Annotated in this window: 30 protein-coding genes; 16 read left to right on the forward strand and 14 right to left on the reverse strand. The window is 35.5% G+C overall.

Going from position 1 to position 25746, the window contains the following annotated elements; all coding sequences use genetic code 11:
* Positions 1-6 precede the first annotated feature (6 nt).
* From IW16_RS17310 to IW16_RS17320, 3 genes are all read left to right on the forward strand, one after another.
* On the forward strand, positions 7-408 hold the full coding sequence (locus IW16_RS17310) for a ribonuclease inhibitor (RefSeq protein ID WP_228376955.1): 402 nt from the start codon (positions 7-9) through the stop codon (positions 406-408).
* An 89-nt stretch (positions 409-497) separates the two neighbouring features.
* Positions 498-1124, forward strand: a complete 627-nt coding sequence (locus IW16_RS17315) for an SGNH/GDSL hydrolase family protein (RefSeq protein ID WP_051890394.1) — start codon at positions 498-500, stop codon at positions 1122-1124.
* The gene (locus IW16_RS17320) at positions 1124-1456 is read left to right on the forward strand and encodes a gamma-glutamylcyclotransferase family protein (RefSeq protein ID WP_034747193.1); all 333 of its coding nucleotides are present in this window, start codon (positions 1124-1126) and stop codon (positions 1454-1456) included. The genes IW16_RS17315 and IW16_RS17320 overlap by 1 nt, the downstream gene beginning before the upstream one ends.
* Before the next feature lie 99 nt (positions 1457-1555).
* Here the strand turns inward: IW16_RS17320 and IW16_RS17325 are convergent, their stop codons facing one another.
* From IW16_RS17325 to IW16_RS17335, 3 genes are all read right to left on the reverse strand, one after another.
* Positions 1556-2104 (reverse strand): hypothetical protein, encoded by a 549-nt coding sequence (locus IW16_RS17325; protein ID WP_034747196.1) that lies wholly within the window; start codon positions 2102-2104, stop codon positions 1556-1558.
* A 2-nt stretch (positions 2105-2106) separates the two neighbouring features.
* A complete protein-coding gene (locus IW16_RS17330) occupies positions 2107-2484 on the reverse strand; it encodes a hypothetical protein (RefSeq protein WP_034747200.1) in 378 nt (125 codons plus the stop codon).
* Positions 2485-2833: 349 nt separating this feature from the next.
* Positions 2834-3190: a diacylglycerol kinase family protein gene (locus IW16_RS17335; RefSeq protein ID WP_034747203.1), complete on the reverse strand. Its 357-nt coding sequence runs from the start codon at positions 3188-3190 to the stop codon at positions 2834-2836.
* A gap of 202 nt (positions 3191-3392) precedes the next feature.
* Here IW16_RS17335 and dnaN point away from each other — a divergent pair, with 202 nt between their 5' ends.
* The 4 genes from dnaN (at position 3393) to IW16_RS17355 (ending at position 8887) form a co-directional block, all read left to right on the forward strand.
* Complete coding sequence (gene dnaN / locus IW16_RS17340; protein WP_034725003.1) at positions 3393-4523, forward strand: DNA polymerase III subunit beta; 1131 nt, start codon at positions 3393-3395, stop codon at positions 4521-4523.
* Between the two features lie 66 nt (positions 4524-4589).
* The gene (locus IW16_RS17345; protein ID WP_034747206.1) at positions 4590-5423 is read left to right on the forward strand and encodes a M23 family metallopeptidase; all 834 of its coding nucleotides are present in this window, start codon (positions 4590-4592) and stop codon (positions 5421-5423) included.
* Between the two features lie 295 nt (positions 5424-5718).
* On the forward strand, positions 5719-8121 hold the full coding sequence (gene pheT, locus IW16_RS17350) for a phenylalanine--tRNA ligase subunit beta (protein WP_034747209.1): 2403 nt from the start codon (positions 5719-5721) through the stop codon (positions 8119-8121).
* A gap of 355 nt (positions 8122-8476) precedes the next feature.
* Positions 8477-8887, forward strand: a complete 411-nt coding sequence (locus IW16_RS17355) for an META domain-containing protein (protein ID WP_034747212.1) — start codon at positions 8477-8479, stop codon at positions 8885-8887.
* 50 nt (positions 8888-8937) lie between these two features.
* Here the strand turns inward: IW16_RS17355 and IW16_RS17360 are convergent, their stop codons facing one another.
* The 5 genes from IW16_RS17360 to IW16_RS17380 form a co-directional block, all read right to left on the reverse strand.
* Complete coding sequence (locus tag IW16_RS17360; protein ID WP_007845674.1) at positions 8938-9177, reverse strand: hypothetical protein; 240 nt, start codon at positions 9175-9177, stop codon at positions 8938-8940.
* A 52-nt stretch (positions 9178-9229) separates the two neighbouring features.
* Positions 9230-10120, reverse strand: coding sequence for a 3-hydroxybutyryl-CoA dehydrogenase (locus IW16_RS17365; protein ID WP_175550410.1), 891 nt, complete (start codon positions 10118-10120; stop codon positions 9230-9232).
* 11 nt (positions 10121-10131) lie between these two features.
* Positions 10132-10542 carry a hypothetical protein gene (locus tag IW16_RS17370; protein ID WP_034747218.1) on the reverse strand — a complete coding sequence of 137 codons (411 nt, stop codon included), beginning with the start codon at positions 10540-10542 and terminating at the stop codon, positions 10132-10134.
* 67 nt (positions 10543-10609) lie between these two features.
* Complete coding sequence (bla-A, locus tag IW16_RS17375; RefSeq protein WP_034747221.1) at positions 10610-11491, reverse strand: CGA/CIA family class A beta-lactamase; 882 nt, start codon at positions 11489-11491, stop codon at positions 10610-10612.
* Between the two features lie 79 nt (positions 11492-11570).
* The gene (locus IW16_RS17380; protein ID WP_034747224.1) at positions 11571-12533 is read right to left on the reverse strand and encodes a Gfo/Idh/MocA family protein; all 963 of its coding nucleotides are present in this window, start codon (positions 12531-12533) and stop codon (positions 11571-11573) included.
* Between the two features lie 138 nt (positions 12534-12671).
* Here IW16_RS17380 and IW16_RS17385 point away from each other — a divergent pair, with 138 nt between their 5' ends.
* The 4 genes from IW16_RS17385 to IW16_RS17400 all read left to right on the forward strand — a co-directional run bounded on the left by IW16_RS17385 (position 12672) and on the right by IW16_RS17400 (position 15526).
* Positions 12672-13322, forward strand: a complete 651-nt coding sequence (locus IW16_RS17385) for a protein-L-isoaspartate(D-aspartate) O-methyltransferase (protein WP_034747629.1) — start codon at positions 12672-12674, stop codon at positions 13320-13322.
* Positions 13323-13743: 421 nt separating this feature from the next.
* Positions 13744-13992 (forward strand): hypothetical protein, encoded by a 249-nt coding sequence (locus IW16_RS17390; RefSeq protein ID WP_034747226.1) that lies wholly within the window; start codon positions 13744-13746, stop codon positions 13990-13992.
* Positions 13993-14097: 105 nt separating this feature from the next.
* The gene (locus tag IW16_RS17395) at positions 14098-15075 is read left to right on the forward strand and encodes a 2-hydroxyacid dehydrogenase (RefSeq protein WP_034747229.1); all 978 of its coding nucleotides are present in this window, start codon (positions 14098-14100) and stop codon (positions 15073-15075) included.
* Between the two features lie 160 nt (positions 15076-15235).
* Entirely contained in the window at positions 15236-15526 is a 291-nt protein-coding gene (locus IW16_RS17400; RefSeq protein ID WP_034747232.1) for a hypothetical protein, read from the forward strand.
* A 120-nt stretch (positions 15527-15646) separates the two neighbouring features.
* On the opposite strand, the gene IW16_RS26990 is transcribed toward IW16_RS17400, so the two are convergent.
* Complete coding sequence (locus IW16_RS26990; RefSeq protein WP_228376961.1) at positions 15647-15916, reverse strand: endonuclease domain-containing protein; 270 nt, start codon at positions 15914-15916, stop codon at positions 15647-15649.
* 1 nt (position 15917) lies between these two features.
* Positions 15918-16085 (reverse strand): hypothetical protein, encoded by a 168-nt coding sequence (locus tag IW16_RS26995; protein ID WP_228376956.1) that lies wholly within the window; start codon positions 16083-16085, stop codon positions 15918-15920.
* Positions 16086-16330: 245 nt separating this feature from the next.
* Between IW16_RS26995 and IW16_RS17410 the strand changes: the two genes are divergently transcribed.
* The 4 genes from IW16_RS17410 to IW16_RS17425 all read left to right on the forward strand — a co-directional run bounded on the left by IW16_RS17410 (position 16331) and on the right by IW16_RS17425 (position 20759).
* Positions 16331-18316, forward strand: a complete 1986-nt coding sequence (locus IW16_RS17410) for a urocanate hydratase (protein ID WP_034747234.1) — start codon at positions 16331-16333, stop codon at positions 18314-18316.
* A 117-nt stretch (positions 18317-18433) separates the two neighbouring features.
* On the forward strand, positions 18434-19351 hold the full coding sequence (locus IW16_RS17415; RefSeq protein WP_051890396.1) for a tetratricopeptide repeat protein: 918 nt from the start codon (positions 18434-18436) through the stop codon (positions 19349-19351).
* 66 nt (positions 19352-19417) lie between these two features.
* Positions 19418-19876: a hypothetical protein gene (locus tag IW16_RS17420; protein ID WP_131327927.1), complete on the forward strand. Its 459-nt coding sequence runs from the start codon at positions 19418-19420 to the stop codon at positions 19874-19876.
* A 106-nt stretch (positions 19877-19982) separates the two neighbouring features.
* On the forward strand, positions 19983-20759 hold the full coding sequence (locus IW16_RS17425) for a Rossmann-fold NAD(P)-binding domain-containing protein (RefSeq protein WP_034747239.1): 777 nt from the start codon (positions 19983-19985) through the stop codon (positions 20757-20759).
* Between the two features lie 148 nt (positions 20760-20907).
* On the opposite strand, the gene IW16_RS17430 is transcribed toward IW16_RS17425, so the two are convergent.
* From IW16_RS17430 to IW16_RS17440, 3 genes are all read right to left on the reverse strand, one after another.
* Positions 20908-21813, reverse strand: coding sequence for an S-4TM family putative pore-forming effector (locus IW16_RS17430; RefSeq protein WP_034747241.1), 906 nt, complete (start codon positions 21811-21813; stop codon positions 20908-20910).
* Positions 21806-22798, reverse strand: a complete 993-nt coding sequence (locus tag IW16_RS17435) for an SMODS domain-containing nucleotidyltransferase (protein WP_034747243.1) — start codon at positions 22796-22798, stop codon at positions 21806-21808. The genes IW16_RS17430 and IW16_RS17435 overlap by 8 nt, the downstream gene beginning before the upstream one ends.
* Before the next feature lie 696 nt (positions 22799-23494).
* Positions 23495-23872 carry a helix-turn-helix transcriptional regulator gene (locus tag IW16_RS17440; protein WP_034747246.1) on the reverse strand — a complete coding sequence of 126 codons (378 nt, stop codon included), beginning with the start codon at positions 23870-23872 and terminating at the stop codon, positions 23495-23497.
* Between the two features lie 542 nt (positions 23873-24414).
* On the opposite strand from IW16_RS17440, the gene IW16_RS17445 reads away from it, so the two are divergent.
* Positions 24415-24984 (forward strand): hypothetical protein, encoded by a 570-nt coding sequence (locus IW16_RS17445; RefSeq protein ID WP_034747249.1) that lies wholly within the window; start codon positions 24415-24417, stop codon positions 24982-24984.
* Positions 24985-25155: 171 nt separating this feature from the next.
* Here the strand turns inward: IW16_RS17445 and tpx are convergent, their stop codons facing one another.
* Positions 25156-25728 carry a thiol peroxidase gene (gene tpx / locus IW16_RS17455; RefSeq protein ID WP_084694578.1) on the reverse strand — a complete coding sequence of 191 codons (573 nt, stop codon included), beginning with the start codon at positions 25726-25728 and terminating at the stop codon, positions 25156-25158.
* Positions 25729-25746: the final 18 nt, after the last annotated feature.

A 25746-nucleotide genomic window follows, 5' to 3' on the forward strand; every position in this document is an offset into this window, starting at 1 on the left:
ATAATTTTGAATTCAGATAAAAATAAAACAATCTGCATCAATGGCAGTCATTTTTCAGACCTTACAGGATTCTATGAGGAAGTTTCCGGGGTCTTGATGAAAGATGTTGACTGGGAAGTGGGAACACTGGACGGTTTTGATGATATTCTTTATGGTGGCTTTGGAGTTTTCGAAAACAATGAAAAAATTGAGTTGATCTGGAAAGAATCAGAGAAGTCAAAAGATGATTTAGGTATCTCTGCGACCAAGGATTTTTATGAAAAGAAAATTAAACAGGGAAAACCTTTTAACGTAGAATTGATTCAACAGAAACTGGATCAATTAGTTTCCGGAAAAGGTCAGACGCTTTTTGAAATTTTAATTGAAATTATAGAATCACACAAAAATATTACACTAATTTTGAAGTGATAGTAGAGGAGTAGCCAGGGATCATAATTACTTGCATCCCCCTGGAAGCACTAATTTCTAACATCTATTATCTAAGCTTTTATTAGAAAATGAAAAAAATGATTTACGGACTGTTCTTTGGAGACAGTATTACGTATGTAGAATATGACGGTGTCTTCGGAGGATGGGTAGACATTCTCAAAAGATATGCCCTGCAGCAGTTTCATGAAGGAAGTAATGAAGTGATCCTTTTCAACCTTGGAATAGGGGGAGAAACCACAGAAGGTTTGCTGAAAAGGATGCCTGTTGAATTGGCAGCCCGGAATTCCGCAGAAGGAAATATGATCTTTATCGGCTACGGAGCCAACGATCTGGCTATAAAAGATGGACAACAATTGGTAGCTCCTGATCAGTTTAGAAACAATATTAAATCGGCTGTACAGCTTGCAAAGCAATATTCTGATGATATTTACCTTGTAAGCATTCTCCCGTTTTCTCAGAAGGTTGATGGAGTAGAATCTCAAACAGGAAAGTTAAGAACAAACGGAGAGGTTTTGATATACAACCAAATCCTTAGAGATACAGCCATTGAAAATACTTTACACTACATCGATTTTTACGCTGCATTGGTTGAAGATAAAGAAATACTGCTTTCCTCAGATGGAGTTCATCCGAATGAAAAAGGCTACGGAATAATGGCTGAAACAGCAATCCCAATCATAGAAAAATATTTATAATGACGCATTTATTTTCATACGGGACCCTGCAAACGGAGCAGGTACAAATAGAAACATTCGGAAGAATTTTGGAAGGAGAAAAAGATATTCTTACGGGTTATACACTAAGTAAGGTTGAAATTACAGATCCTGAAGTTTTACGCAAAAGCGGTCAGAAGTATCATCCGATATTAGCGTTTTCAGGAAACAGCGAAGATGAAGTGGATGGAATGCTTTTCGAAGTGACGGAAGATGAAATTGCACAGGCAGATGAATACGAAGTGGATGATTATAAAAGAATCGAAACTGTTTTCAAGTCTGGAAAGACAGGATTTATTTATGTGGGAAAATGATTTTAAAAACAGACTGAACTGATAGACAGATAAAAACGACTTTATATCATAAAAAAAACGGGCTAAAACCCGTTTTCTTAATATATCGTAATACTGGATTTACCAGACATTGATCCACAAGTCTCCTCCGAATGTGACTGCTTCTGCCTTAAATGCATAGTTTACACCATTCAATGTACTTGTTCCTGTTATATAATTAGGGATACTACTCATACAGTTTTGATAAAAACCTACAGATCCTCCCAGGGTAGGATTCATCAGCCCGGGATTATTAGGATCCCTTAGCTCAAACTTCATATATGCCCATCGTTGCTTACTGGCTACCGCATCACTGATTGATGTGGCGGGAACGACCGTACTGTTGTACCAATAATTGTCGATAGGGTAAGGATGTGGTGTAGAGGCAAAAGACGATGATTTTAAAAAGGTTACATAGGTAGTCTTAACGCCGGGAGGTAATGGGATATTAGGACCTAATGCCTGGTAACCATCACCGCATATGAAGGGATTTATGGTAAATAGAGTATAATGTAAATTTAAGCTGTGATAAGAATCATCATTAAAAACATGTAAACTTCCTGCACCGTCTTGTGCAAAAGCAGCAGATCCGATACTTAAACCGAGAAGAATGGTGAATATCTTTTTCATAATTAATCGTTTAGAGTTTTTTGAGGAGTTTTGTTCAGTTTTTCATTATAAATTTTTACAGCCCATGTAAGGATTTTATCACGGTCACCCTGCGTATTGTTTGTAATCTCCTGATCAGAGGCACCTGTAGATTTTATCAACTCTAAAGCGGATGGAATCAGAATGTCTTTACGACGGTCACTCAGTTCTATTGATTTCTGATTTCTTTTTTCTTCCTCAGTAGGAAGGTTTTCAGGAAGTGTAAGGCTTTTGATTGATTTTTCAAAATTGATAATCTCACCGCTCTTTTTGGCATCAACTGGATTTACAACTGCAGTCGATTCCGTACTGCACGATATAAATGCTGCCATCATGATCGCATAGAATAGTTTGCTTTTCATATGTATAAATTAGTATTGGTTTTTACAAAAGTATTGTTTTAATCTATATCATGTAACGGTGAAAAGTATAATTTATTTGATATTTTTATTTATAAAGTAATATTTATGTCAATATGTTGTTTTTAATTAAATAAATACTGTTAAATTTTATTCATAACGATTTATGTGTGGTTTTCTTTTTAAAGGAAAATATAAGAAAGGCATGGAAAGGAAATTAAGCCTTGTAAAGCTTAATAGAAAAAGCTGATGGATGTAGTAGAACAGTTACGGATACCACTGTATTTGGGAAAAGATGCATTTTACAATGAATTTTGTATTAACAGAAAGCGGTGATGTTTTCTGTTGAAATTTAAATAAAAATATATTTCCAGTATACAATCACTCCCACTACAACAGCGCCAGCTGCCATCAGGAGAACGCCTCCGGCAGAAGCATCTTTGATAAAGCCTATTCTTTGGTCAAAATCAGGTTGAATGATGTCACATATCCTTTCTATGGCTGTGTTGAAAATTTCAGCACTTAAAACAGCTACAGAAGCGATAAAAACGAGTGCCGCATCTACTGCTGAAAGTTTAAAATAGAAAATAAGGAAAAGATTAAGGAAAAAAGCGGCAAGTTCAATCTGAAAATTTCTTTCCTTTCTTACCATCAGGAAAATACCCCGGAAAGCATGGAGGAAACTTTTATGGATAGGTGGCTTTTTCATGATTGTTTTTCGCAAATATAGGATTTGTATTTTGAAGGTGATAGGATTCCAGATCTTTAGTATGAAAATTAATCAGGACTGAAATCAGAACATAAGAGCAAGTCTTAAAACAGGTTAATGATATTTGTTTAAAACTCCTTAAGATTATTTTTTTCATTATAGTTTCTATTTATTATATTTGTAGAAACTTATTTTTAAATCTATGAAATTTATTATTTCAAGTGGTGAACTGCAGAAAGCATTGCAAACTGTAAGTGGCGTAATATCAAGCTCTCAATCGAGACCGATTTTAGAAAACTATCTTTTTGAACTAGACGGAAATAACGTTACCATTACAGCTTCTGATGGCGAGACTACTCTTGTTACTTCTTTAGAGGTAAAGTCTGATGATTCGGGTAAATTTGCCGTTCCTGCTAAAATTTTTCAAGATTTTATCAAGACTTATGGTGAACAGCCTCTGACTTTTGTTGTGAAAGATAATGCAGAAGGAACTGGAAGCCAGTTAGAGATTTTAGATGAAAAAGATAATTTCGCGGTAGCACTTGATAATGCTGATGACTATCCTGAACTTCCGGAATTTGATGCGTCTCAAAGCGTAGCAATGCCGGCGGGTGTTTTATCCGAAGCACTTACCAATACCCTTTTTGCAACCAGTAATGACTCTCTTCGTCCTGTAATGACAGGCGTACTTTTCCAGTTTGGAGAAAATGAAACCAATTTTGTTTCTACAGACTCTCACAGACTGGTGGTATATAAAAGAACAGACCTGATGAATGCCGAGCCAATGGAGTTCATCATGCCTAAAAAACCTTTGAACATTTTCAAGAATATTCTGGCAAGTTCCAATGAAGACGTTAAGATCGACTTCAACGAGAATATGGCCAAATTTACTTTTGGAAAACATATATGGATCTGTAGACTGATTGACGGGAAGTATCCCAACTATACAGCGGTTATTCCAAAAGAAAATCCAAATGTATTGACGATCAACAGAAACCTTCTTTTAGGAGCCATCAAAAGAGCATCGATCATGTCTAATAAATCTACCAATCAGGTAAGATTTAAACTGTCTGCCAATATTCTTCACCTTCATGCAGAAGATACGGAATACGCAAACAAAGCAGATATGCAGATTCCTTGTGATTATAACGGAGAAGACATCAACATTGGTTTCAGTTCTAAATTTTTAACCGAAATGCTTACCATTTTAGGTTCTGACGATATCACAATGAAAATGTCACAGCCGAACAGACCGGGGATCATTGAACCTCTTGACGGTCTTGAAGAAAGCGAAAATATCCTGATGTTATCAATGCCGGTAATCGGATTGTAATAATATGATACATACAACTAAAAGAGACTGGGTAATCCAGTCTCTTTTTTAATGGCTCTCAATTTTATGAAAAGAATACTTATATTCACCTTACTGTTACCATTCATCAATGTATTTTCTCAAAAAAATATCAAAGTGTACCATGAAAAAAAAGGGGATACTTTAATGCTTTATGCGGATAACCGGGAGATTTACCCAATGTCTTTTGTGTTTTCCGGTGTGCCGGAATTAGAAAATATGAAAGCCCCTGAAGCATTTAAAAAGATACAGGTCATTCCTGCTAAATCAGTGAAAAATAAAGTAACTTATTTTGTGATCAGTGATAAAACAAAAAAGTGGGCAGTGAAAAAGATGCCCGGCTATGAGATGTATGTAGGAGATGTTACTTTGGAAAAATATGACTCGGATTATCAATATGTTCTTCCATTTACAAAAGGAAAATCTTTTACGATTAATCAGGGATATAATGGGCTGTTTTCTCATCAGAACGAAAACTCTCTGGACTTTACAATGCCTGAGGGAACTGAAATTGTTGCTGCAAGGGAAGGATTGGTCACGGACGTCGTAAAGCATTATAATACAGGCTGCGCCACAAAAAGCTGTGCCGATCAGGCTAATTATATTACAATTATGCACTCAGACGGAAGTTTTGCCCAATATTATCATTTAAAACAAAATGGAGTTAAAGTGAATATCGGAGATCAGGTAAATAAGGGTGATATTATTGGAGTAAGCGGAAATACGGGTTGGAGCAAAGGACCGCATCTTCATTTTATATGCTATCTTCCCAGATTGGAAGGTCAGAAATTTAGAAAACCGATAAAAACTCTTTTCAGAACTGGAGATGGAAGTAAAACCGAATACCTGGTTGAGAAAAAAACGTATTCAAAAGAATATTAACAGATAAACAATAGTTGGATGCTTTTGTTGTGAATAATCAACAGGCCGTAAGAATGTACATACTTTCTGTGATAAAAAAGTTTTTTAATCTGCGGGATTTACAGCAAAAAAAATAAAACTTATTCTCTTAAAGTGATCTCTAAATTTCGCTGTTTCTTAAAAAAACACGACATTTGTACCCTGGAAAATTCAAGTAAATTTTCGAAATAAAGAAAGGTTTCCGACCTTGAAAAAAATAAAAATGATCAGATGACGGGTTAAACCGATGTCTGACCAATAAAAATAGATTGAGCAAATGAAAATATCAAACAACTGGCTGAAAGACTTTATCAAAACGGAACTGAAAACTGAAAGAATCGGAGAATTCCTTACAGATATAGGGCTTGAAGTAGAGGGGATAGAAAAATTTGAAAGTGTAAGAGGGAGTCTTGAAGGAATTGTTGTAGGGAAAGTATTGACCTGCGAAAAACATCCGAATGCAGACAAATTAAAGAAAACAACCGTTGACGTAGGAAACGGAAAGATATTGAATATCGTTTGTGGAGCTCCGAATGTAGAAGCAGGACAAACCGTTCCTGTAGCAGTGGTCGGAACAAAAATCTATGACAAAACCGGAAACTTTTTTGAAATCAAAGAAGCTAAAATCAGAAGTGAGGTTTCTCAGGGGATGATCTGTGCAGAAGATGAACTTGGCCTAAGCGAAGACCACGGAGGAATCATGGTTTTAGATGAAACCAAATATGAAGTAGGAAAAAACTTTGCGGATTATTTTGAACTGGCCAATGATGAAGTGCTGGAAATTGGTTTAACACCAAACAGAACAGACGCGATGTCTCATTATGGGGTTGCCAGAGATCTTCATGCATTCCTTTCTACCAACCAGCAGAAGTCAACATTTGAAAAAGTGTCTTCTGAAGCCTTAAATAATGAGGGCTCACACAATTTTACCCTGGAAGTTGAAGATGCTGAGTTGTGTCCAAGATACATCGGCGCTGTCATTGAAGAAGTGAAAGTAGCAGAATCTCCATCTTGGTTAAAAGACAGACTGAAAGCGATAGGTTTAAGCCCTATCAACAATATTGTAGATATTACCAATTATATTCTTCACGGGTACGGACAGCCTCTTCATGCATTTGATGCTGATAAGATCGCTGACAGCAAGGTGAAGGTAGGAACCGTAAAGAAAGGAACAAAATTCACTACTTTGGATGGAGTGGAAAGAACTTTAAACGGTTCTGAGGTTATGATCAAAGATGGAAAGGATAATCCGCTATGTATTGCCGGAGTTTTCGGTGGTGCTCAGTCAGGAGTTTCTGATGAAACGAAAACTATTTTCCTGGAAAGTGCTTATTTCAATCCGGTAGCCGTAAGAAAAGGAGCTAAAGCCCACAATTTAAATACTGATGCTTCTTTCAGATTCGAAAGAGGAGTAGATCCTAATATCACCAGAACAGCCATCACTCATGCGATTAAAATGATTCAGGAGATTGCTGGCGGAAAATTGGTGGGAGACCTGTTAGAAGAGTATCCAAAGAAAATCGAGGATAACTATGTGATCATCAGGTTCTCAAAGATCGAACAGATCCTGGGGACAAAAATCCACAGAGAAAAAGTAAAAGAGATCTTAAAAGCTCTTGAAATACAGGTTTTAAACGAAATCCAGAACGGACTTGAAATTTCAGTACCCGCTTACAGAGCTGATGTAACAAGAGAAATTGATGTTATTGAAGAAATCTTAAGAATTTATGGATACAACAAAATCGATGCTCCTCAAAAAATTTCATTTACACCAGTTAAACTGAGCGCTAACGATCAGGATGAGCTGGAAAATAACTGGGCAAGAACGCTGCAGAGCATTGGGTTTAATGAAGTGATGAACAATTCACTGACTTCTGTAAAAGATGAAACCAATGCAGTGAAATTACTGAATCCGTTAAGCGGAGATCTTGCATTCATGAGAAAATCTTTATTGGAAGGTCTTTTGCAAAATGCAGTATACAATATCAACAGAAAGAATCAGGATATCAAGTTTTTCGAATTTGGAAAGATCTACCACAAAAAAGATAAATACGAAGAAAGAAAACAATTAGCGATCCTGGTGACAGGAAGAGATGTTGCTGAAAACTGGCTGCAGCCTAAATCAGCTGTAAGCTTCTATAACCTTAAAGCATATGTAAAGGTCTTACTAGAAAGACTTGCTGTTGATTATAAGGAAGTCGCACTAACAGACGAAAGATTCTCCGATTCATTAGCTTACGAAGCAGACGGAAAAACGTTAGTTAGAATCGGTAAAGTATCTCCGGTATTATTGAAAGATTTCGATATTGATCAGGAATGTTTCTATGCAGAAATCGAACTTGAATTAGCACAGGAATTGCGTTCTAAAAATGAACTTAAATTTAAGGATATTCCTAAGTTCAACAAGATCAGAAGAGACCTTGCTATGTTGATTGATAAAAATATCAACTATCAGGATCTGTATCAGACAGCAAAAAAGAACAAATCTCCTTTCATTAAAAATATCAATTTATTCGATGTATATGAAGGAAAAAATCTTCCGGAAGGCAAAAAGTCTTACGCGATGAGTTTTGAGCTTCTGAATGAAGAAAAAACATTGGAAGAGAAAGAAATCTCTGAAGTAATGGATTCTCTGATCAAATCATTCCAAAAAGAATACAACGCAGAGTTAAGATCTTAATGAAGATAAAAATATATTATTAAAACGGGCTTTAGCCCGTTTTTTTATTTTGTAACCCTCCACATTAATAGGTTCTTGCATTCAACCAGCAAGATCCGCATGAGAAAAAGAATACCATCTCTAAAGCCCGATAGTTATTCAATAGGAACGGGCTTTAACCCATTTTCAAAATAATGACCCTGATCAATTGGATTTAGCCAAAAAATAAAAATATAATCTAAATTAATATGAAAAACAATAGCGACATTGATGTTTAAAATTAATCCGAAATAGAACCCTTAAAAATAATAAAATCCTTCCCGTCCCGTTTAAATAATATAATTTCCTTAAATTTGAGTAATTCAAAAAGAAAAAAATGAAAAATCTTTTTTTAAGTATAGGTGCGGCTGCCGTTTTGGCATCGTGCGGTACAATGTCTAGTGCTTCTGCATCTAAAGTGGGAAAGGCACAGCCTGCATTGGCTAATACAAAATGGACGTTGGCTGAAAACGTAAAAGGTAAGGTTCCAACCCTGAATATTGAAGGTGAAAAGATCAATGGAAACGGAGGATGCAACAACTATTTCGGAACTGCTAAGATAGACCCTTCTACAGGGGATTTTTCTGCAGGACAGATGGGATCTACCAAAATGATGTGCAACAATATGAGCGTTGAACAAAACTTCATGGATATGGTAGGGAAAGCCAATAAATATGTGGTTTCCGGAACAACCTTAGAACTTTACAAAGACAATCTTCTGCTGTTGAAATTCAACAAATCGGAATAAAATAAAAAAGGAACTCAATTTGAGTTCCTTTTTTTATGCTTAGGTAGTTATTATTCTTCCTCTTCTTCGTCGTACTTAGCCAACTCTTCATCACACCATTTAAACGCAGCCTCTACCACTTTTGTAGCTTCGTCTGCCATAGTTTCTTCATCGTCACCTTCTAAATCATCCAACCACTCAACTTCTTCTTCTTCAACGTTTAAGATGAATCTTGGATATTCTGTGTGAACTACGAATAAATCTTCAGGAAATTCCGAATTGTCTGCTAATAAAAACTTTGGTAATTTCATTTTTTAAATATTTTAACTTTAATCAAAGATAAATAAAATTATTGACTTAAAATTATTTCAAAAACATTTTTGAAACTTTTTCAGCTTTTTTACTTTCTGAATAATCATAGAAACCTTCCCCTGACTTTACGCCCAGTTTCCCAGCCATCACCATGTTTACAAGAAGTGGGTTAGGAGCATATTTCGGATTTTTGAAACCGTCATACATTACATTCAGAATCGCAAGACAGATATCAAGACCGATAAAATCAGCCAGCTGAAGAGGACCCATTGGATGCGCCATACCAAGTTTCATGACCGTATCGATTTCTTCTACGCCAGCCACTCCGTTATAAAGAGTTTCAATAGATTCGTTGATCATTGGCATTAGAATTCTGTTGGCTACAAAACCAGGATAGTCATTCACTTCCACCGGAACTTTACCTAAAGTCTTACTCATGTCATAGATCACATCGAAAGTCTCTTTAGAAGTAGAATATCCTTTGATAATCTCTACCAGTTTCATAATGGGAACCGGATTCATAAAATGCATTCCGATCACTTTATCAGCTCTTTTGGTAGCTGCTGCAATCTTTGTGATAGAGATAGAAGAAGTATTGGTTGCCAGAATACAGTTCGCAGGCGCCAATTCATCCATTTGTCCGAAGATTTTCAGCTTCAGATCCTGGTTTTCAGTAGCTGCTTCTACAATAAGGTCTGCAGATCCTGCAGCATCTTTAAGTTCAGTAAAAGTGCTGATGTTTCCTAATGTCTCAGCTTTTTGCTCTTCAGTAAGGTTTCCCTTTGCAATTATTCTGTCAAGGTTAGTTGTAATTGTTTTCAGGCCTCTGTCCAGTGCATCCTGAGATACATCTACCAGATTTACTTTGAATCCGCTTTGTGCAAAAGTATGCGCAATACCGTTTCCCATAGTTCCTGCTCCAATAACTACAATGTTTTTGATCATTTTATTCTTTATTTTTTAGAGATAATTAAATTTTTAAATTTTGTTAAATCAGCCTTATGAACGGTCACCGCAGGGTCAAAACCTACAAAACCGTCACTGTTCTTTCTTCTATTTTTATTTTGAGAATCTATCACAGATTGAAGACCCTTAAAGAACGTAGATTTTTGCTTTTTGTCCAGCGCATCTATTCCTATATAAAAATTATGCTCCCCTTCTTTTCCAAGTCCTGTCTGGGTTATAACTTCAAAAGTGTTCAGGCGATTACTATCTTCAAATTGTTTTAGATAATCCATCACAGGTTTTGAAGTTGGTGTTCCACAACAGATACTGCTGTAGCTTATCACTGCATAGCTCTGGTTCTTCTGTGAAAAAAAGAATGTGGAGCAGAAGAATAGTGCTGATAATATTAATTTTTTCATATCAAGGATATTCTGTAGAGAAGAAGGAGATTGCCCATTTCTCAGCTTTAAAAATAAGCTTAATATTTTACTTATTAAAATCGTCCCAGACTGCCTTTGAAATATCAGAAACTATTTTACAGTTCACCACTTCAGTTTCGGTGGAATTGCTTACAAATATGGCAATTGCATAATGTTTTCCGTTTGGAAGGGTGATAATTCCCATATCATTTTCTGCAACGGTAAGCACATTATCAGGTTTACCGGAAGAACCTGTTTTGTGAGCGACAGGGGTTCCTTTTGGTAATTGTTCAATAATTTTATTGGTTCCTGTTTTAGTTCCCAGCATAATTTGCATTAAGTAATCTGTAGATTTTTTAGAAAGCAATGCTCCGTCATAGAACTTTTTCAGAACCTGCACAGCAGAGTTAGGCGTGCTGTAATTCTCATAGAGTGCTTTCCAGTTCTTTTTGTGCATCTCATCTTCGTTGTATTTGATCTGGAAATCTTTTACACCTTTGGAATCCATGAACTTCTGAACAGTTTGTGGTCCGCCAATAAGTCTCAACAGGATATCGCATCCATTATTATCACTTAGTGAAACTGTATAATCAAGTATTTCGCTAAGAGACAGGGAAACATTAGCTTCAGGATATTTCTCGCGGATTGGTGACCATGTATTTTCCAGCAAATCCTCTTTTTTTAAAAAAAGTTTCTGTTCTAGTGAAAGTTTCTTCTGATCTACAAGATCTAAAACCGCACAGGCAATATGAAATTTGAAAACACTTAAAGTAGGAAGTTTCTTATCTCCGTTTTTACTGTATTTAAAATTGTTTTCAAAACCAAGAACAGAAACCCCGACGGTAGCTTTTTTACCTTGAGTGATACTGCTTATTTTTTGTTCTAAAGCAGATTTCTGGGCAGCTGCCAATGATGAAATCAAAAGAAGAAACAGTCCTATTTTTTTCATAATGCTGTATTAGACAGATCCTTTTTGGAAGGAAACTGGAGTTTAAGATAAATATTTACTTTAATTTAAAATAATCGGATTAGGAAATCAGTTTTACAATTTCCAAAGCGACCTTTAAAGCTTCAGTCCCGTCTTCCAGAGAAACTTCTACATTTTTGCCGTCTGTGATGGCATCTGCAAAAGAATTTAATTCGTCAAGGATTGCATTATTAGGCTGGATGTTTGGATATTCAAATAAGATCTGATTTTTTTCTCCATCAGCATTCTCAATGATCATGTCAAAAGGAGTGGGCGTTTCGGGAGCGTCTTTCATTCTGATCACTTCTGCTTTTTTCTCAAGGAAGTCCACGGAGATATATGCGTCTTTCTGGAAAAAACGGCTTTTTCTCATCGCTTTCATTGAAATTCTTGAAGTGGTAAGGTTTGCTACACAGCCATTCTCAAATTCTATTCTGGCATTCGCGATATCAGGCGTTTTGCTTACTACACAAACACCGCTTGCATGAATGTTTTTAACCTTAGATTTGGCCATGCTCAACAGAATATCCAAATCGTGGATCATAAGGTCCAGAACTACAGAAACATCCGTTCCTCTTGGATTAAATTCCGCCAGTCTGTGGATTTCTATGAACATAGGATTTTTGATATATTCTTTCGTTGCAATAAAAGCGGGATTATATCTTTCCACATGTCCTACCTGTGCCTTGATGCCGTTTTCCTGGCATTTTTGAAGGATTTCTTCTGCCTGTTCGAGCGTTTGGGTCACTGGTTTTTCAATGAAGAAATGCAGCCCTTTTTCAATCGCTTTTAATGCATAATCATAATGATAAACTGTGGGAGTCACAATATCCAGCATATCAATCTGGTCAAGAAGTTCATCAAAATTTTCAAAATATTTATACCCGAATTCAGCTTCTATTTTTTTTCCGTTTTCAGTATCTTTATCGTGGAAACCTATCAGCTCGTATTTATCTGACTGGTTAAGAAGTCTTAAGTGGATCTTTCCCAGATGTCCGGCACCTACCAAACCTGCTTTTAACATAGATTTTTAATTTGTGTAAAGATAAGAATTTTAGGTATTAGGAAATACGTTGTTGCATTTAGGTTGATAAGTATTGATAGTTTTTTTACTTTTGTAGAAACTAGTACCCGTAACTTAATAACTACTATCTTACTAATGATGCATGATTCGTTTGTACACAAAGGAAAAAGAAAAATCTTGGTCGAATACTTAAGACATAAGATCGGGATCTCAGATGAAAATGTACTTTCGGCAATGAGTGAAGTTCCGAGACACCTTTTCATCGAAAGTATTTTTGAAGATTTTGCCTATGAAGACCGGGCCTTTCCAATTTTATCACACCAGACTATATCCCATCCTTCAACAGTGGCGGAACAGTCAGAATTGCTGCAGGTAAAACCAGGAGAAAAAGTACTGGAGATCGGAACAGGATGCGGATATCAAACCGCTGTGCTATTGGCAATGAAAGCTTTGGTGTATACGGTAGAAAGGCAGAAAGATCTGTTTGATTTCTCAAAGAAAAAATTTCGCGAACTGCATTTAAGCCCTAAATTCCAGAGTTTTGGGGATGGTTTTGCAGGTCTTCCTACATTTGCCCCTTTTGATAAGATCATTATCACCTGCGGAGCTTCCGTCTTACCTATAGAGTTACTGAAACAGCTTAATGTTGGAGGAAAGATGGTTATTCCTTTAGGACCTACCGATGAGCAGATTTTATACAGGTTTACGAAAACAGCTCCTACCCAGTTTGAAAAAGAGGAATTCGGAGCTTATAAATTTGTTCCGATGCTGGGAAATACCAATCATTAACAGAGATTTTTTTAACCGCAAAAGTCAAAAAAATTTAATTTATTTAAATCAATTAGAGTACCTAAGAAGAAATCGAAGATTTTCATAAAAACTTAAGTGTACTTCATATGCACGATATTTTAATTTAAATAACTAAAGTGTTACCAAACCTTTGGGCTTTTTGGGTTGATATTCTCTCTTATATTATGCTTAACTAAAAAAGATATATTTTTTATTCTATTCCATAAATCTTTGATTTTTATAAAAACCTGGTGTACTTACAAATAAACTAAAGTGTTATAAAAAAAATCTGCCTTTTACCTTCGTTGAATCTGTGGTTTTTGGTTAAAAAGAGTTTTATTTTTTTTTAATAAACATTAAGACCGCTTCGGAATGGTAATTGAATTCATTTGAAAACCTAATCACTTAAATTTTTATTATTATGGACACGAATAGATTTAAATCATCACACGATTTTAGTAATATTCAGAAAAACCTGCATAATAATCCAGGATATCATGTAGAAAGTTTTGGGCAGCAGGTGAAGGACTATATGAATGATATGAAAACTAAGAATCAGGAACCTACCAAACAGGGATTTATGGCGCACACCCAAAAATCGGCAAAGGATGTTTGGGAAGAAATTCAGGAGATGGCTTCAGAAGCCTGGGATAAAAATAAAGATCAATAAGACGAAATCAATAATTTTAATACTAAAGTTAAAGAACCTCACTTTTAACAGGAGTGAGGTTTTTTATGGACTCCATTAAAAAACGAAATTAAATCAAAATAGAACATGAAAGTATTTGTAAACAGAAGAATTCCTGAAGCAGGAATCAATATGCTGAAAGAAGCGGGGCTGGAAGTTTTTATCCCTGAACATGACAACCTTTCTCATGAAGAATGGCTGATCTACTGTCAGAATCATGATGCTGTTTTAAGCATTGGAGGAGAATTTAAATACGATAAGGATTTTTTTACTCAGTGCCCCAATATAAAGACGATCGCATTATATTCCGTAGGTTTTGATCATGTCGATATTGATGAAGCCAACCGAAGAAACATTCCCATAGGAAATACCCCTGATGTACTCAGTAAAGCGACTTCAGATATAGCATTTCTGCTCATGCAGTCAGTAGCCAGAAGAGCAAGTTATAATTTTCAGAAAGTGAAAGACGGGAACTGGGGAGATTTCGATCCTCTGCATGCTTTGGGACAGGAACTCTATGGGAAAACATTGGGGATATTAGGTTTGGGAAGAATTGGTTTTGAAATGGCCAAAAAGTCTCAAAAAGCCTTTGATATGAATATTATTTATCATAACCGTAATCAAAATGAAGAAGCCGAGAAAGAGCTGAATGCAACCTATGTTTCTTTCGAAGAACTGATTGCGCAGTCAGATGTACTGAGTGTTCATGCGAATTTTACCCCTGAGCAGAAAGAACTTTTCAACAGTTCTGTTTTTGTAAAAATGAAAGACAATGCTATTTTCATCAATACAGCAAGAGGTGGTTTTCAGAATGAAAAGGATTTGTACGAAGCATTGGTTTCAAAACAGATATGGGGAGCAGGATTAGATGTTACCAATCCGGAACCCATGTCTAAAGAAAGTCCGCTTTTGGAATTGTCTAACGTATGTGTGCTGCCACATATTGGTTCTGCCACCATTGAAGCGAGAACAGGAATGGCAAGGATGGCCGCAGAAAATATCATCGCTTTCTCTAAAGGTGAAAAATTACCTTACTGTGCCAATCCTGAAGTATATACCGGATAATTGGCAGACCTGTAATCATTGAAAAATTGGAAAGAATCATCTTTCCGATTTTTTTTGAAAGTATCAAGGAAGTTTCTGATATTTTTTATCAATCAGCAGGAATAAAGAGGAAGGTTGGAACCGTTTTTGTTCTGTATGAGTAACATTAAATACAATTGTTATGATACCAGAAGATAATACCAACGAACAGAACAGAAAGTTAGAAGAGATGGATTATAATCCTAATGAAGATATCTTTAATAAAGAAAAACATATTCCGCTTGATGGTGACGGAAATCCTATCCTCAATGAAGAGGATGATGATAAAATTGATAAAGGGTTAGACATTCCCGGCACTGAAGATGACGATAATATGGAAGAGATAGGATCTGAGGACGAAGAAAACAATTATTGGAGCCGCAGCGATAATGCAGATGACCACGAAGAGGAAAATGATGACGTTCTAACGTAAATCCTGACCGTATAAATAATAGAAACCTTACTGAATTTCAGTGAGGTTTTTTATTTTTGAAAACCCCTCCATTTTCTAAGGGATACCCATTCCCCCCCTCCGGAGGGGTGGATTCAAAAATTAAAGAATTTTTGAAGACGGGGTGGTTCCATAGTGCAGAATAATAAAATACTCCAGATCCTTCATAACAAAAGCAATATTATTCCTTATATCAAAATCTGTGATTCTAAAAACCAAAAGTCCCAAAGACTCCAGATATTCCTGTCTGATTCCGTCATAAACTTCTTTTTCATCATGACTGGAGCCGTCAATTTCAATAACCAATCCAAGTATTTTTACATAAAAATCGACAATATAATTTCCAATGATTCTTTGCCGGTCGAAGTCAATATTATGAAATTTTTTTTGCTCTTACTTTTTTCCAGAACAGGACTTCTCCAAGAATTCGCGCCTTTCGTTTTTCTTTCAGAAGGCATTTTAGATAATGATTATAAGGGAGATTTGTTACAAAGTTTCTTTGAATGGAAAACCCTTTGATGTGGGTAAGTATTTCTTTCATGATGTGTTTATTTTTAATCACCCCGTCTTCCAAAATTCATTGAATTTTGAAATCCACCCCTCCAAAGGAGGGGAATTAAGGTGTGTATTTTCAAATATAGCATTAAATTGAATGATGGATTATCCTGTAATGGATCACAGATTGAACAGATCAGTGATTTTGCCTTTTACTTGCCTATATTTCCTAATTTGAATATCTTTAAAACTTCAAAAAGTTGAATTCTAAACATTGAACTAAATAGCAATATGACATTTCAAGAACAGATACAGCAGGGGATTCCAAATCAGCTGCCACAGCCTAAACCATACGAAACCAATATCAACCATGCACCGAAGCGTAAAGAAATTTTAGGAGAAGAAGAGAAAAAACTCGCTCTTAAGAATGCTTTACGTTATTTCGAGCCTCAGTTTCATGCAGAATTGCTGCCTGAATTTAAGGAGGAACTGGAGAAGTATGGAAGAATTTATATGTACAGATTCCGTCCGGATTATGAGATGAAAGCCCGTTCTATTTCCGAATATCCTGGAAAATCAGAGCAGGCGAAAGCGATTATGCTCATGATCCAGAACAACCTGGATTATGCAGTGGCACAGCATCCTCATGAGCTGATTACTTATGGTGGGAATGGAGCTGTTTTCTCCAACTGGGCTCAGTATCTTCTGACGATGAAATATCTGTCTGAAATGACGGATGAGCAGACTTTAACGATGTATTCAGGACATCCGATGGGACTTTTCCCTTCACATAAAGATGCTCCAAGAGTAGTGGTAACCAACGGAATGATGATTCCCAACTATTCCAAGCCGGATGACTGGGAAAAATTCAATGCGTTAGGGGTTACCCAATACGGACAGATGACGGCAGGAAGTTATATGTATATAGGTCCGCAGGGAATTGTTCACGGAACAACGATTACTGTTCTGAATGCTTTCAGAAAGATCAAAAAAGAACCGCAGGGCGGACTTTTTGTAACCTCAGGATTAGGAGGAATGAGTGGAGCACAGCCAAAAGCAGGAAATATTGCAGGTTGTGTTACTGTATGTGCTGAAGTAAATCCTAAGATCACTAAAATCCGTCATGAGCAGAAGTGGGTTAATGAAATTTTCGAAAACCTTGATGAGCTGGTAGAAAGAGTAAAAAAAGCTCAGGAAAATAAAGAAACTGTTTCTCTGGCCTACCTTGGAAACATTGTTGAGGTTTGGGAAAAGTTTGACGAGAAAAATCTGAAAATAGATATCGGTTCAGATCAGACATCCCTTCACAATCCTTGGGCTGGCGGGTATTATCCTGCAGGACAGAGTTTTGAAGAGTCGAATACAATGATGGCGGAGAACCCTGAACTGTTCAAAGAAAAAGTTCAGGAAACTTTAAGAAGACACGCTGCAGCGATCAACAAACATACACAGAAAGGGACCTATTTTTTCGATTATGGAAATGCCTTTTTACTGGAAGCTTCCAGAGCAGGGGCAGATGTAATGGCAGAAAATCCTACTCTAGGAAGAGAGTTTAAATATCCTAGTTATGTTCAGGATATTATGGGACCTATGTGTTTCGACTATGGTTTCGGGCCGTTCCGTTGGGTATGCGCTAGCGGAAAACCTGAAGATTTACAGAAAACAGATGATATTGCATGTGCTGTTCTGGAGGAAATGGTAAAAAATTCTCCGGAAGAAATTCAGCAGCAGATGAGAGATAATATTCAGTGGATCAAAGGGGCTCAGGAGAATAAACTGGTCGTTGGTTCACAGGCGAGAATTCTTTATGCAGATGCAGAAGGAAGAATGAAAATTGCCGAAGCTTTCAATAATGCCATTAAAAACGGAGAAATCGGACCTGTTGTTTTGGGAAGGGATCATCACGATGTTTCCGGAACAGATTCTCCTTACAGAGAGACGTCCAATATTTATGACGGGTCAAGATTTACTGCAGATATGGCGATTCACAATGTGATCGGCGACAGTTTCCGTGGTGCTACGTGGGTATCTATCCATAACGGTGGCGGAGTAGGCTGGGGCGAAGTGATCAACGGAGGTTTTGGAATGCTGCTGGACGGAAGTCAGGAAGCAGACAGAAGACTGAAATCCATGCTTTTCTGGGACGTGAACAATGGAATTTCCAGAAGAAGCTGGGCCAGAAATGAAGGTGCGGTTTTCGCCATTAAAAGAGCAATGGAAGCAGAACCGAATCTGAAAGTGACCCTTCCGAATTTTGTAGATGAGAATTTGTTGTAATTCAACAAAAATTAGATTATAATAAAAAACTTTGCTGTATTTGTATAGCAAAGTTTTTTTATTTTAGCAGATAACCAACTTTAAAGTTTTCACCTTAAAAACGTCTGATAAACACCTATGAAAAAATCTGTTTTAAGCTTGATATTTTCTTTTTTATTTTCAATTCCGGCATGGGCCTGTTTAAATGGAGAAACTAAAGAACTCAAAGATGGAACTATGATTTATATGGATTTTGCGGGATTTGTTCCCAGAGGTCATCATTTTAATAATCGTGAAGACCTGGAAAAAACTTTAGGAAGACTGGAAAAAGAATATAAGAGAACAAAAAATCTGGATTATTTGTCAGATAAAGGATATATCCTGATTATTCTTAAAAAATATAAAGAAGCCATAGAACTTTACAAAAGGATTGAATCTATTGCTCCGGGCAGATACTCTACAGCTTCTAATATGGGTACAGCATATGAACTGATGGGCAACAATATTGAAGCTTTGAAATGGATCGAAAAGTCTATTAAAATCAACCCCGGATCACATTTCAGTTCAGAGTGGATCCACGCCAATATTTTGAAAGCAAAAATTAAAGGAGGCGAAACTTATAGTTCAGAAGCACTCATTCAGACTGATTTTGGAAGTAAAAGAAATCCTGAGACAAATCTATCCAAAGAAGAATTATATAAACTTCGTAAATCTCTTTTTTATCAGTTAAATGAACGGATATCCTTTGTAAATCCAGAAGACAAAATTGTTGCTCAGTTATTATTTGATCTGGGAAATGTGGCATTTTTAATGAAATTTAAAAATGAAGCTTTAGGCGATTATGAAAAGGCAGTGATTTATGGCTTTAACGATCCCATTATAAAGCAAAGAATAGCGTCTTTATCAGCAATTACAGACGGCAAGGAGGCTCCAAAAGATGTATTGGATGAATCCACAGAAGAGATTATTAAGGTCGGATTATCTGTATTATCACTGCTCATCTCAGCAATAATAATTTTCATTTTCAGGAAAAAAATATTTACGATGCTTAAATAAAATTTACATTGAAAAAATATGCAATGCCAAAGTAGAAACAGTCCACATTAATTATTACCCTAACACATGAAGCTTTTTAAAGTAAGGAAATCCAGCAGTTCGTTGCAGGTGTTCAATGAAGCAGAAGAGCTTATTGGTGTGCTTTTATTTGGATTTATCGGTGGTTTCAATGAGAAAATAAAAATAGGAGATCAATTGTATAAAATTAAAAGTGCCGGATTTTTGTGGAGGGACATCCATATTTTTGATCAATCCGGCAGATTAGTTTTCAAAACTGATTCTTCGAAAAACAGGATATTGTATTACGGAAGTTTTACAGAAATCTACACGTACGAACATAAAGGCTGGCTGAAGAAAAAATTATATTTATATGATAATAAGGACAGGATAATGGCAGAGATAAGATACAAGCAAACATTTTTTCTTAAGGAACACTATAGTATAGAAACTGATGATGACTTCAGTAATGATCTGATTATTTTAAGCGTATTGTATTTCTATTATAGTGAGATTTCAAATGGGTGATTTTAGAGAATAATCTGTCTTGTGTATATTTATGCCCCATCAGGTTTGTTTCGTTTTTTAATGAAAATTTCAACCAACTTAAAAAAATAAATCAATAAATTTGATCATGAAAAAAATTGGAATTATAGGCTGTGGCTGGTTAGGCGGTCATATGGCGGAGAAATTATCCGGTCAGTATGAGATTTTTGCAACCACCACTTCCGAGTCTAAAATAAACGATTTATCTGCCAAAGGATATCACCCCACACTGGTAGACTTTCCCGACCATGATATAACTGAAACCATGAAGGTGTGGGATGTTGCAACGCAATTGGACGCAGTGATTATTACGGTTCCGTTTGCAGGGGTAAGAGGGGCCGAAATTCCGCTTCATGAGAGAGCCCGGAATCTTCTGGCATTTCTTGGAGATTACAGCGGACAGATCTTCATGATGAGTTCTACCGGAGTGTATCCCAATATTGATAAAGAATTTACAGAAGACGATCAGTCTGCGGACGATGTGCCTAGCGAACGTTTTATAAAAGACAGGTTTCCTAAAGTCAATATTTTGAGATTAGCAGGATTGATGGGTGATCAGAGGCTTTTAAAGAATTATAATATATCCAATCTGGATCTTTTGGTGAATCATATCCATTACGCGGATATTTGCTCTGTGGTTGAAAAAATGCTGGACAACCAGTCTCAATCCAAGGTATATAATGTGGTGGCGCCTGTGCATCCCAATAAAGAAGAGATCATCAATGCTCAGAAAGATCTGCCTTACGAAGGAGATCGTACTACCGAGGGCAGAACCATATCTCCCGCAAAACTAATCTCAGATTTAGATTTTGAATTTCAATATCCCGATCCACGATATTTTCATCTGACGAAGGTCTCGGAATAATGAGAGTTTTGAAAATATAAAAAACCTGCTGTGAGGCAGGTTTTTATTTATCAATTTTTGATATAACCAATTTACTGTATTCCTTACGCTTGTGTGAGAAGATGAATTGGGAAACTCTCATTAACAAAGTTTACAAGGTAGTTTTTTATTATCTTAGTTCATTAATCTTATTTTTAACAGAATAATTCATCTGATCTTCTAATTCTCCCCATAACAGATTATAGATAAAATTTGGAATTAAAGGACTTAATATTCTATTTTGATAAATTCTATCTTGTATTTTTCGTAATTCTTCAACTTCTATTACATCGTTTAAGGATGAAGATTGTAGTTTGTCTTCAATAATCTCTCTTAATTTTTGTAAATTATCAACTGTTTCTAGATTAGTTTTATATTCTTTATATGTAAATATAAAAAGTGGCATTGAAGGAAAAATGACTTCTATAAAAAATTTTTTCAAACCGAATTCACCTGACAGAGCAAATGCAAGTAGGATGATGAAGGTTAATATAGAAAGCGATACTAATATATTACTATATTTTTTTTTGATATTTTGGTCATAACAAATATTCATTCTTTGGCAAAATATAATTGCAATATTTGTGTTAATAGTATTTATTTCTGTTGAATACCAATCTTTTACTTTGCTAACCTTTTTAATATTTTGTCTGTCATTTTTTGAATATTTTCTAATTAGATCTAAATCAATAAAAGTTGTATTTAATGTCTTATTTTCAGGGATTGAAAAAACGGTTGTATCAAAATTTTCTTGTATTGATGCGGCTGTTTTTTTACTTCGGTCAATGTATATCTCTAATATTTTTTCACAAGTAATTACTAAGACCATATATATAACATAGATCCAATTTTTGTCATCAATTTTTAGCTGTGTAAAATTTGTTATAAATGAAATTAAAATTGGAGCTACTACTGTAACAATAATTAATAAGTAATTTATTTTTTTTGCATTAGAATATAACCTTCTTTGTGCGAGTAGTTTATCAATATTAGAGTCTAGGTTTTGATTATGTAATATTTCTGTACCTTTATTCATATTTAGGGAATTTTTCACCAAAGATATTACGCCAATTTTCAATGGCCTTCTCTTGATTTGTTTCGTTGATTTCAAAATCTACAGCTTTAATAGCATAATCGTAACTTTCCTTCGCTTTCTTGGAAATTTTAGCGCGTTCTTCAGTAGTTAAATTATTTATATTTCCTTGTATGTTTTTTGGATCATTAACGTCATAAAAAATATTTTGATATAAATAGTTAAAAAAGTTTCTAATATTTATGTCATTAAAATCATTTTGAGTACCCTGATACTTTACAAAATTAATTATAAATACTTCAAATAGATAAGAACCTATTTTAGGACTTACGAAATTCATATTCCAATATTTTAGAGTTCGTACTAATTGATAAACTTTACCACCATAAGTTTGATTTGTATTTTTTATATTATCGTGATCAATTACAGGGTTTGTAGCTTTCCAGTTTCCAGATCCATCTGGAATTAAGTAAAAATTATGTACAGTATAGAAGCAAGGTACTATATCATAACTCCAACTATATGATGTTAGATTAAGGACTGCTGCTTCTTGATTTCTTTTGATTTCTGAATTGGAATACTGTGGAACAGTATTTAACGCTTTAACTAATTTATTAACTACTTTTATTGAACTTAGTATATTAGCATCATCTGAAAGATTTTTTAGTTCATCAGAAGAGTTCTGAGTATGAATATAATATTTACTTTTATCAAAAATATCAACTGAATAGTATGCATGTGAAGCATGTAAACAATACATTAAATCAATGTCATCTAGAGGTCTAATTTTTGTATTTCTGGCAAACGATCCATATTTTATATGCTTTTCAGGATGATCTTTCGGAAAATCCTCAATGTTTTCAGGAAAATTTATAAGTTGATCGATTAGCCAATCTCTGCTACTGCGAGCATTATCGGTATTTTCTTTAATTAAGTTTACGGTATTTATGTTAAACTCCTCAAAAGCTTGGTTTACACTCCTTGCCATATCTGTATTTTATTAAAAGCAAATATATTTATCCTGATATGAATATAAATACGGGAAACCATAAATGTATATATTACACAGAATATTTTTAAAGTGAAATATACAAAAGTCGTTTTTTTATGATATCAGTATTTTCACGGAGTTCATTGTAAAAATAATTCTACTTCAAAACAACCCCATTCCAAACCTCCCAATCCCTCCGCAACTTCCAACCACTATTAAAACAAACCTCCCGATACCTCCGTTGATTTAAAACAACCCTGTCTATGGTGAGGGTTCTGTCAATCTTCTTTTGTCTTGAAACAAAAGAAGCAAAAATTCAAGACCTGGAATCTTCCGCTAAAAATAGATCCTGTTCTCTAAAAATTCTAAACTTGCGCGGTATGGCTCTATATTAAGAATTAAACTTTAGTCCCGCGCTTCGGACATAAGAATTTTCTTAACGTTCACAGGATCTATTTTCTTAACGCTCCATTTTCCTATGTCGGATTGGGAATGGTCATGTATTCGGTTCTCAGCCTACTTTATCTACTTTAAGTGGTTTCTTTTAATACAATTTGCGTCTTTGCAAATGACCAACGATACTTCTGTTGGAGCATTGCAAAGACGCAAAGTTTGTTATTTAAGGTTCAGGAAAATCGGAGATTTTCAACTGTTTTTCTAATGAAAATTGCCTTAAGAATGATGGATCAGAATTTACCTTTTCTTTTTAAGTACAGTTAATTCTGCTTCCAGTCTTTTATTCTCTTTCTTCAGGAATTCTATAAGTTCTCTCTGACTTTCCAGAAGGAACTCCGGGACATTACAGTAGAAATTTCCACTAACACTTCCTATGTTGTTACTATTTGAATTGTTATCAAAATGATTGATTTGTCTAAAATCCTCTTCTTCATATATTTCTTCCACAGGAACTTCCAGGAATCGGGCGATCTTTTCCCATTCATCTTTTCGGATTCCTACATCACCGCTTTCTTTTCTGCTATAGTTGGAAACATCTGTTGCAATGATATCTGCGATTTGCTGTTGCGTAATGCCTTTTCTTTTTCTTACCTCGCGTAGTTTTTCTTTTTGCATAGCTGTATTTTGTACAAATATGCAAAATATTACTTAAAAAAAACAGAGGTTAGCTTGTATTGTTTTTCATCTTCTTTCAAAAAAATAATTTAGAAGTTTTCCAACCTTTTTCATTGTTATAGTATCTCTATATTTAACGCAAAGTTTCAATTGGACTCTTTTTATTTTAAGGAAAGCAAAGGGTTGCGGTTCCACCGCTGACTAAGCGGGTGGCTAAAACGTTTGCTTCGTCTAATCAATCAAGGATTGATTCCTTCTTTGCTTCCTAAAATATCCATTCTTATCATAAAGCTTTGCGTCAATCAATCTTTATCTATTGGAATTAGCTTGTCTTTTGGTCTGATCAGGACCAAAGGACCAAAATTTTTTTATAAAATGTAAGGATAGCAGACTTTTATCAGTACCCAGCCTTGTACTACATCATCATTTCAAAAAAATAATTTAGAAGTTTTCCAACCTTTTTCATTGTTATAGTATCTCTATATTTAACGCAAAGTTTCAATTGGACTCTTTTTATTTTCATCTCTATAAGAAAAGAAACTATGAAAATCACCATACCAAAACCGTGTCACGAAAACTGGGTGATGATGACTTCCGAAGAAAAAGGAAAATTTTGTAAGGTTTGTTCCAAAACGGTCCGGGACTTTACCGGCTTTTCTGATGAAGAACTTGTAAACAGTCTTACCGACGACAAAAATATTTGTGGGAAATTTAGAGCCGACCAGCTGGGACGGAATTTAAATTTTTCAATTACTGGTGCCATTGCATTGGGATTATTGGGAAGTAGTGGAGTGGTGGCAACTGCCCATGCACAGGAGGTGAAAAATGAAAAAGTGAAGGCCGTAGATCAGACAGGAGGTCTCCATGTAAATCACCCGGCGAATGATCCTGCCTATAAAAACAGAACAATGGTTTTGGGAAAACCCCTTTCAGGGCCAGCGAATAAACCTGTCATCTTTCTTGATAAGAAGAGAATTTCTGAAACTGAACTGCGAAATCTCAGTCCGGACAAAGTAAAGAGCATGAATATTTTGTCTGGAGAAGGCGCAGTTAAGCTCTATGGGAAGGAAGGACAAAATGGAGTGATTGTGATTACGAGTAAACGAAAATAAAAATGAAGAGTGAAAAATTAAAAATGATGAATGAAGAATGGAGCTCAAAATGTAAGATAAGCAAAGAAATGGAATATCTTGATTGGGTTTCCTCCTTGTATAATTCAAAAAAAATCTCCGGCAATGTTCCCAATTGCCGGAGATTTTTTTACATTATTTTAAAAGTACTACTTACATTTTTACAGCGTTGATCGCAGCTTCATAATTCGGTTCCTGTGAAATATCGGCAACCTGTTCTTCATAGACTATTTTTCCCGTAGGATCAATCACGACAACCGCTCTGCTCAACAGACCTTTCATAGGAGAGTCGATCAGTTCCACCCCATATTTCCATCCAAAATCGGAACGGAAATCCGAAAGCATCACCACGTTCTTGATTCCTTCTGCACCACAAAATCTTTTTTGTGCAAAGGGTAAATCCTTAGAGATACAAAGAACTACCGTGTTCGGAAGATTCCCGGCATCTTCATTGAAATGATGTACAGAAGCAGAGCACACCCCTGTATCTACACTTGGAAAGATATTAAGAATTACATATTTCCCTTTGTAGGAATCTAAAGTCTGATCCTGCATATCAACGTCTGTAAGCGTAAAATTGGGTGCAGGTTTATTCACCATTGGCAATGCAGAATAGGTATGAACCTGGGTTCCTCTCATCAAAACGGTATGTGCTGTTTTATTTTTTTGGGCGAAAACTAATGCGGAGCAAAATAATAAGGTACTTAAAACTACTTTTGAAAACATGAATTTTATTTTTAACAA

This window comes from Chryseobacterium vrystaatense, assembly GCF_000737765.1.
Classification (GTDB): domain Bacteria; phylum Bacteroidota; class Bacteroidia; order Flavobacteriales; family Weeksellaceae; genus Chryseobacterium; species Chryseobacterium vrystaatense.

Excerpts from the sequence above, each read along its gene's own strand:
- dnaN (WP_034725003.1), top strand. The coding sequence starts at position 3,393 with ATGAAATTTATTATTTCAAGTGGTGAACTGCAGAAAGCATTGCAAACT.
- IW16_RS17440 (WP_034747246.1), bottom strand. The coding sequence starts at position 23,872 with ATGCAAAAAGAAAAACTACGCGAGGTAAGAAAAAGAAAAGGCATTACG.
- IW16_RS17420 (WP_131327927.1), top strand. The coding sequence starts at position 19,418 with ATGAAGCTTTTTAAAGTAAGGAAATCCAGCAGTTCGTTGCAGGTGTTC.
- IW16_RS17435 (WP_034747243.1), bottom strand. The coding sequence starts at position 22,798 with ATGGCAAGGAGTGTAAACCAAGCTTTTGAGGAGTTTAACATAAATACC.
- IW16_RS17430 (WP_034747241.1), bottom strand. The coding sequence starts at position 21,813 with ATGAATAAAGGTACAGAAATATTACATAATCAAAACCTAGACTCTAAT.
- bla-A (WP_034747221.1), bottom strand. The coding sequence starts at position 11,491 with ATGAAAAAAATAGGACTGTTTCTTCTTTTGATTTCATCATTGGCAGCT.
- IW16_RS26995 (WP_228376956.1), bottom strand. The coding sequence starts at position 16,085 with ATGAAAGAAATACTTACCCACATCAAAGGGTTTTCCATTCAAAGAAAC.
- IW16_RS17410 (WP_034747234.1), top strand. The coding sequence starts at position 16,331 with ATGACATTTCAAGAACAGATACAGCAGGGGATTCCAAATCAGCTGCCA.
- IW16_RS17345 (WP_034747206.1), top strand. The coding sequence starts at position 4,590 with ATGAAAAGAATACTTATATTCACCTTACTGTTACCATTCATCAATGTA.
- IW16_RS17400 (WP_034747232.1), top strand. The coding sequence starts at position 15,236 with ATGATACCAGAAGATAATACCAACGAACAGAACAGAAAGTTAGAAGAG.
- IW16_RS17325 (WP_034747196.1), bottom strand. The coding sequence starts at position 2,104 with ATGAAAAAGATATTCACCATTCTTCTCGGTTTAAGTATCGGATCTGCT.
- IW16_RS17370 (WP_034747218.1), bottom strand. The coding sequence starts at position 10,542 with ATGAAAAAATTAATATTATCAGCACTATTCTTCTGCTCCACATTCTTT.
- IW16_RS17320 (WP_034747193.1), top strand. The coding sequence starts at position 1,124 with ATGACGCATTTATTTTCATACGGGACCCTGCAAACGGAGCAGGTACAA.
- IW16_RS17315 (WP_051890394.1), top strand. The coding sequence starts at position 498 with ATGAAAAAAATGATTTACGGACTGTTCTTTGGAGACAGTATTACGTAT.
- IW16_RS17385 (WP_034747629.1), top strand. The coding sequence starts at position 12,672 with ATGCATGATTCGTTTGTACACAAAGGAAAAAGAAAAATCTTGGTCGAA.
- IW16_RS17355 (WP_034747212.1), top strand. The coding sequence starts at position 8,477 with ATGAAAAATCTTTTTTTAAGTATAGGTGCGGCTGCCGTTTTGGCATCG.
- IW16_RS17445 (WP_034747249.1), top strand. The coding sequence starts at position 24,415 with ATGAAAATCACCATACCAAAACCGTGTCACGAAAACTGGGTGATGATG.
- IW16_RS17425 (WP_034747239.1), top strand. The coding sequence starts at position 19,983 with ATGAAAAAAATTGGAATTATAGGCTGTGGCTGGTTAGGCGGTCATATG.
- IW16_RS17360 (WP_007845674.1), bottom strand. The coding sequence starts at position 9,177 with ATGAAATTACCAAAGTTTTTATTAGCAGACAATTCGGAATTTCCTGAA.
- IW16_RS17335 (WP_034747203.1), bottom strand. The coding sequence starts at position 3,190 with ATGAAAAAGCCACCTATCCATAAAAGTTTCCTCCATGCTTTCCGGGGT.
- IW16_RS17380 (WP_034747224.1), bottom strand. The coding sequence starts at position 12,533 with ATGTTAAAAGCAGGTTTGGTAGGTGCCGGACATCTGGGAAAGATCCAC.
- pheT (WP_034747209.1), top strand. The coding sequence starts at position 5,719 with ATGAAAATATCAAACAACTGGCTGAAAGACTTTATCAAAACGGAACTG.
- IW16_RS17395 (WP_034747229.1), top strand. The coding sequence starts at position 14,098 with ATGAAAGTATTTGTAAACAGAAGAATTCCTGAAGCAGGAATCAATATG.
- tpx (WP_084694578.1), bottom strand. The coding sequence starts at position 25,728 with ATGTTTTCAAAAGTAGTTTTAAGTACCTTATTATTTTGCTCCGCATTA.
- IW16_RS17415 (WP_051890396.1), top strand. The coding sequence starts at position 18,434 with ATGAAAAAATCTGTTTTAAGCTTGATATTTTCTTTTTTATTTTCAATT.
- IW16_RS17390 (WP_034747226.1), top strand. The coding sequence starts at position 13,744 with ATGGACACGAATAGATTTAAATCATCACACGATTTTAGTAATATTCAG.
- IW16_RS17330 (WP_034747200.1), bottom strand. The coding sequence starts at position 2,484 with ATGAAAAGCAAACTATTCTATGCGATCATGATGGCAGCATTTATATCG.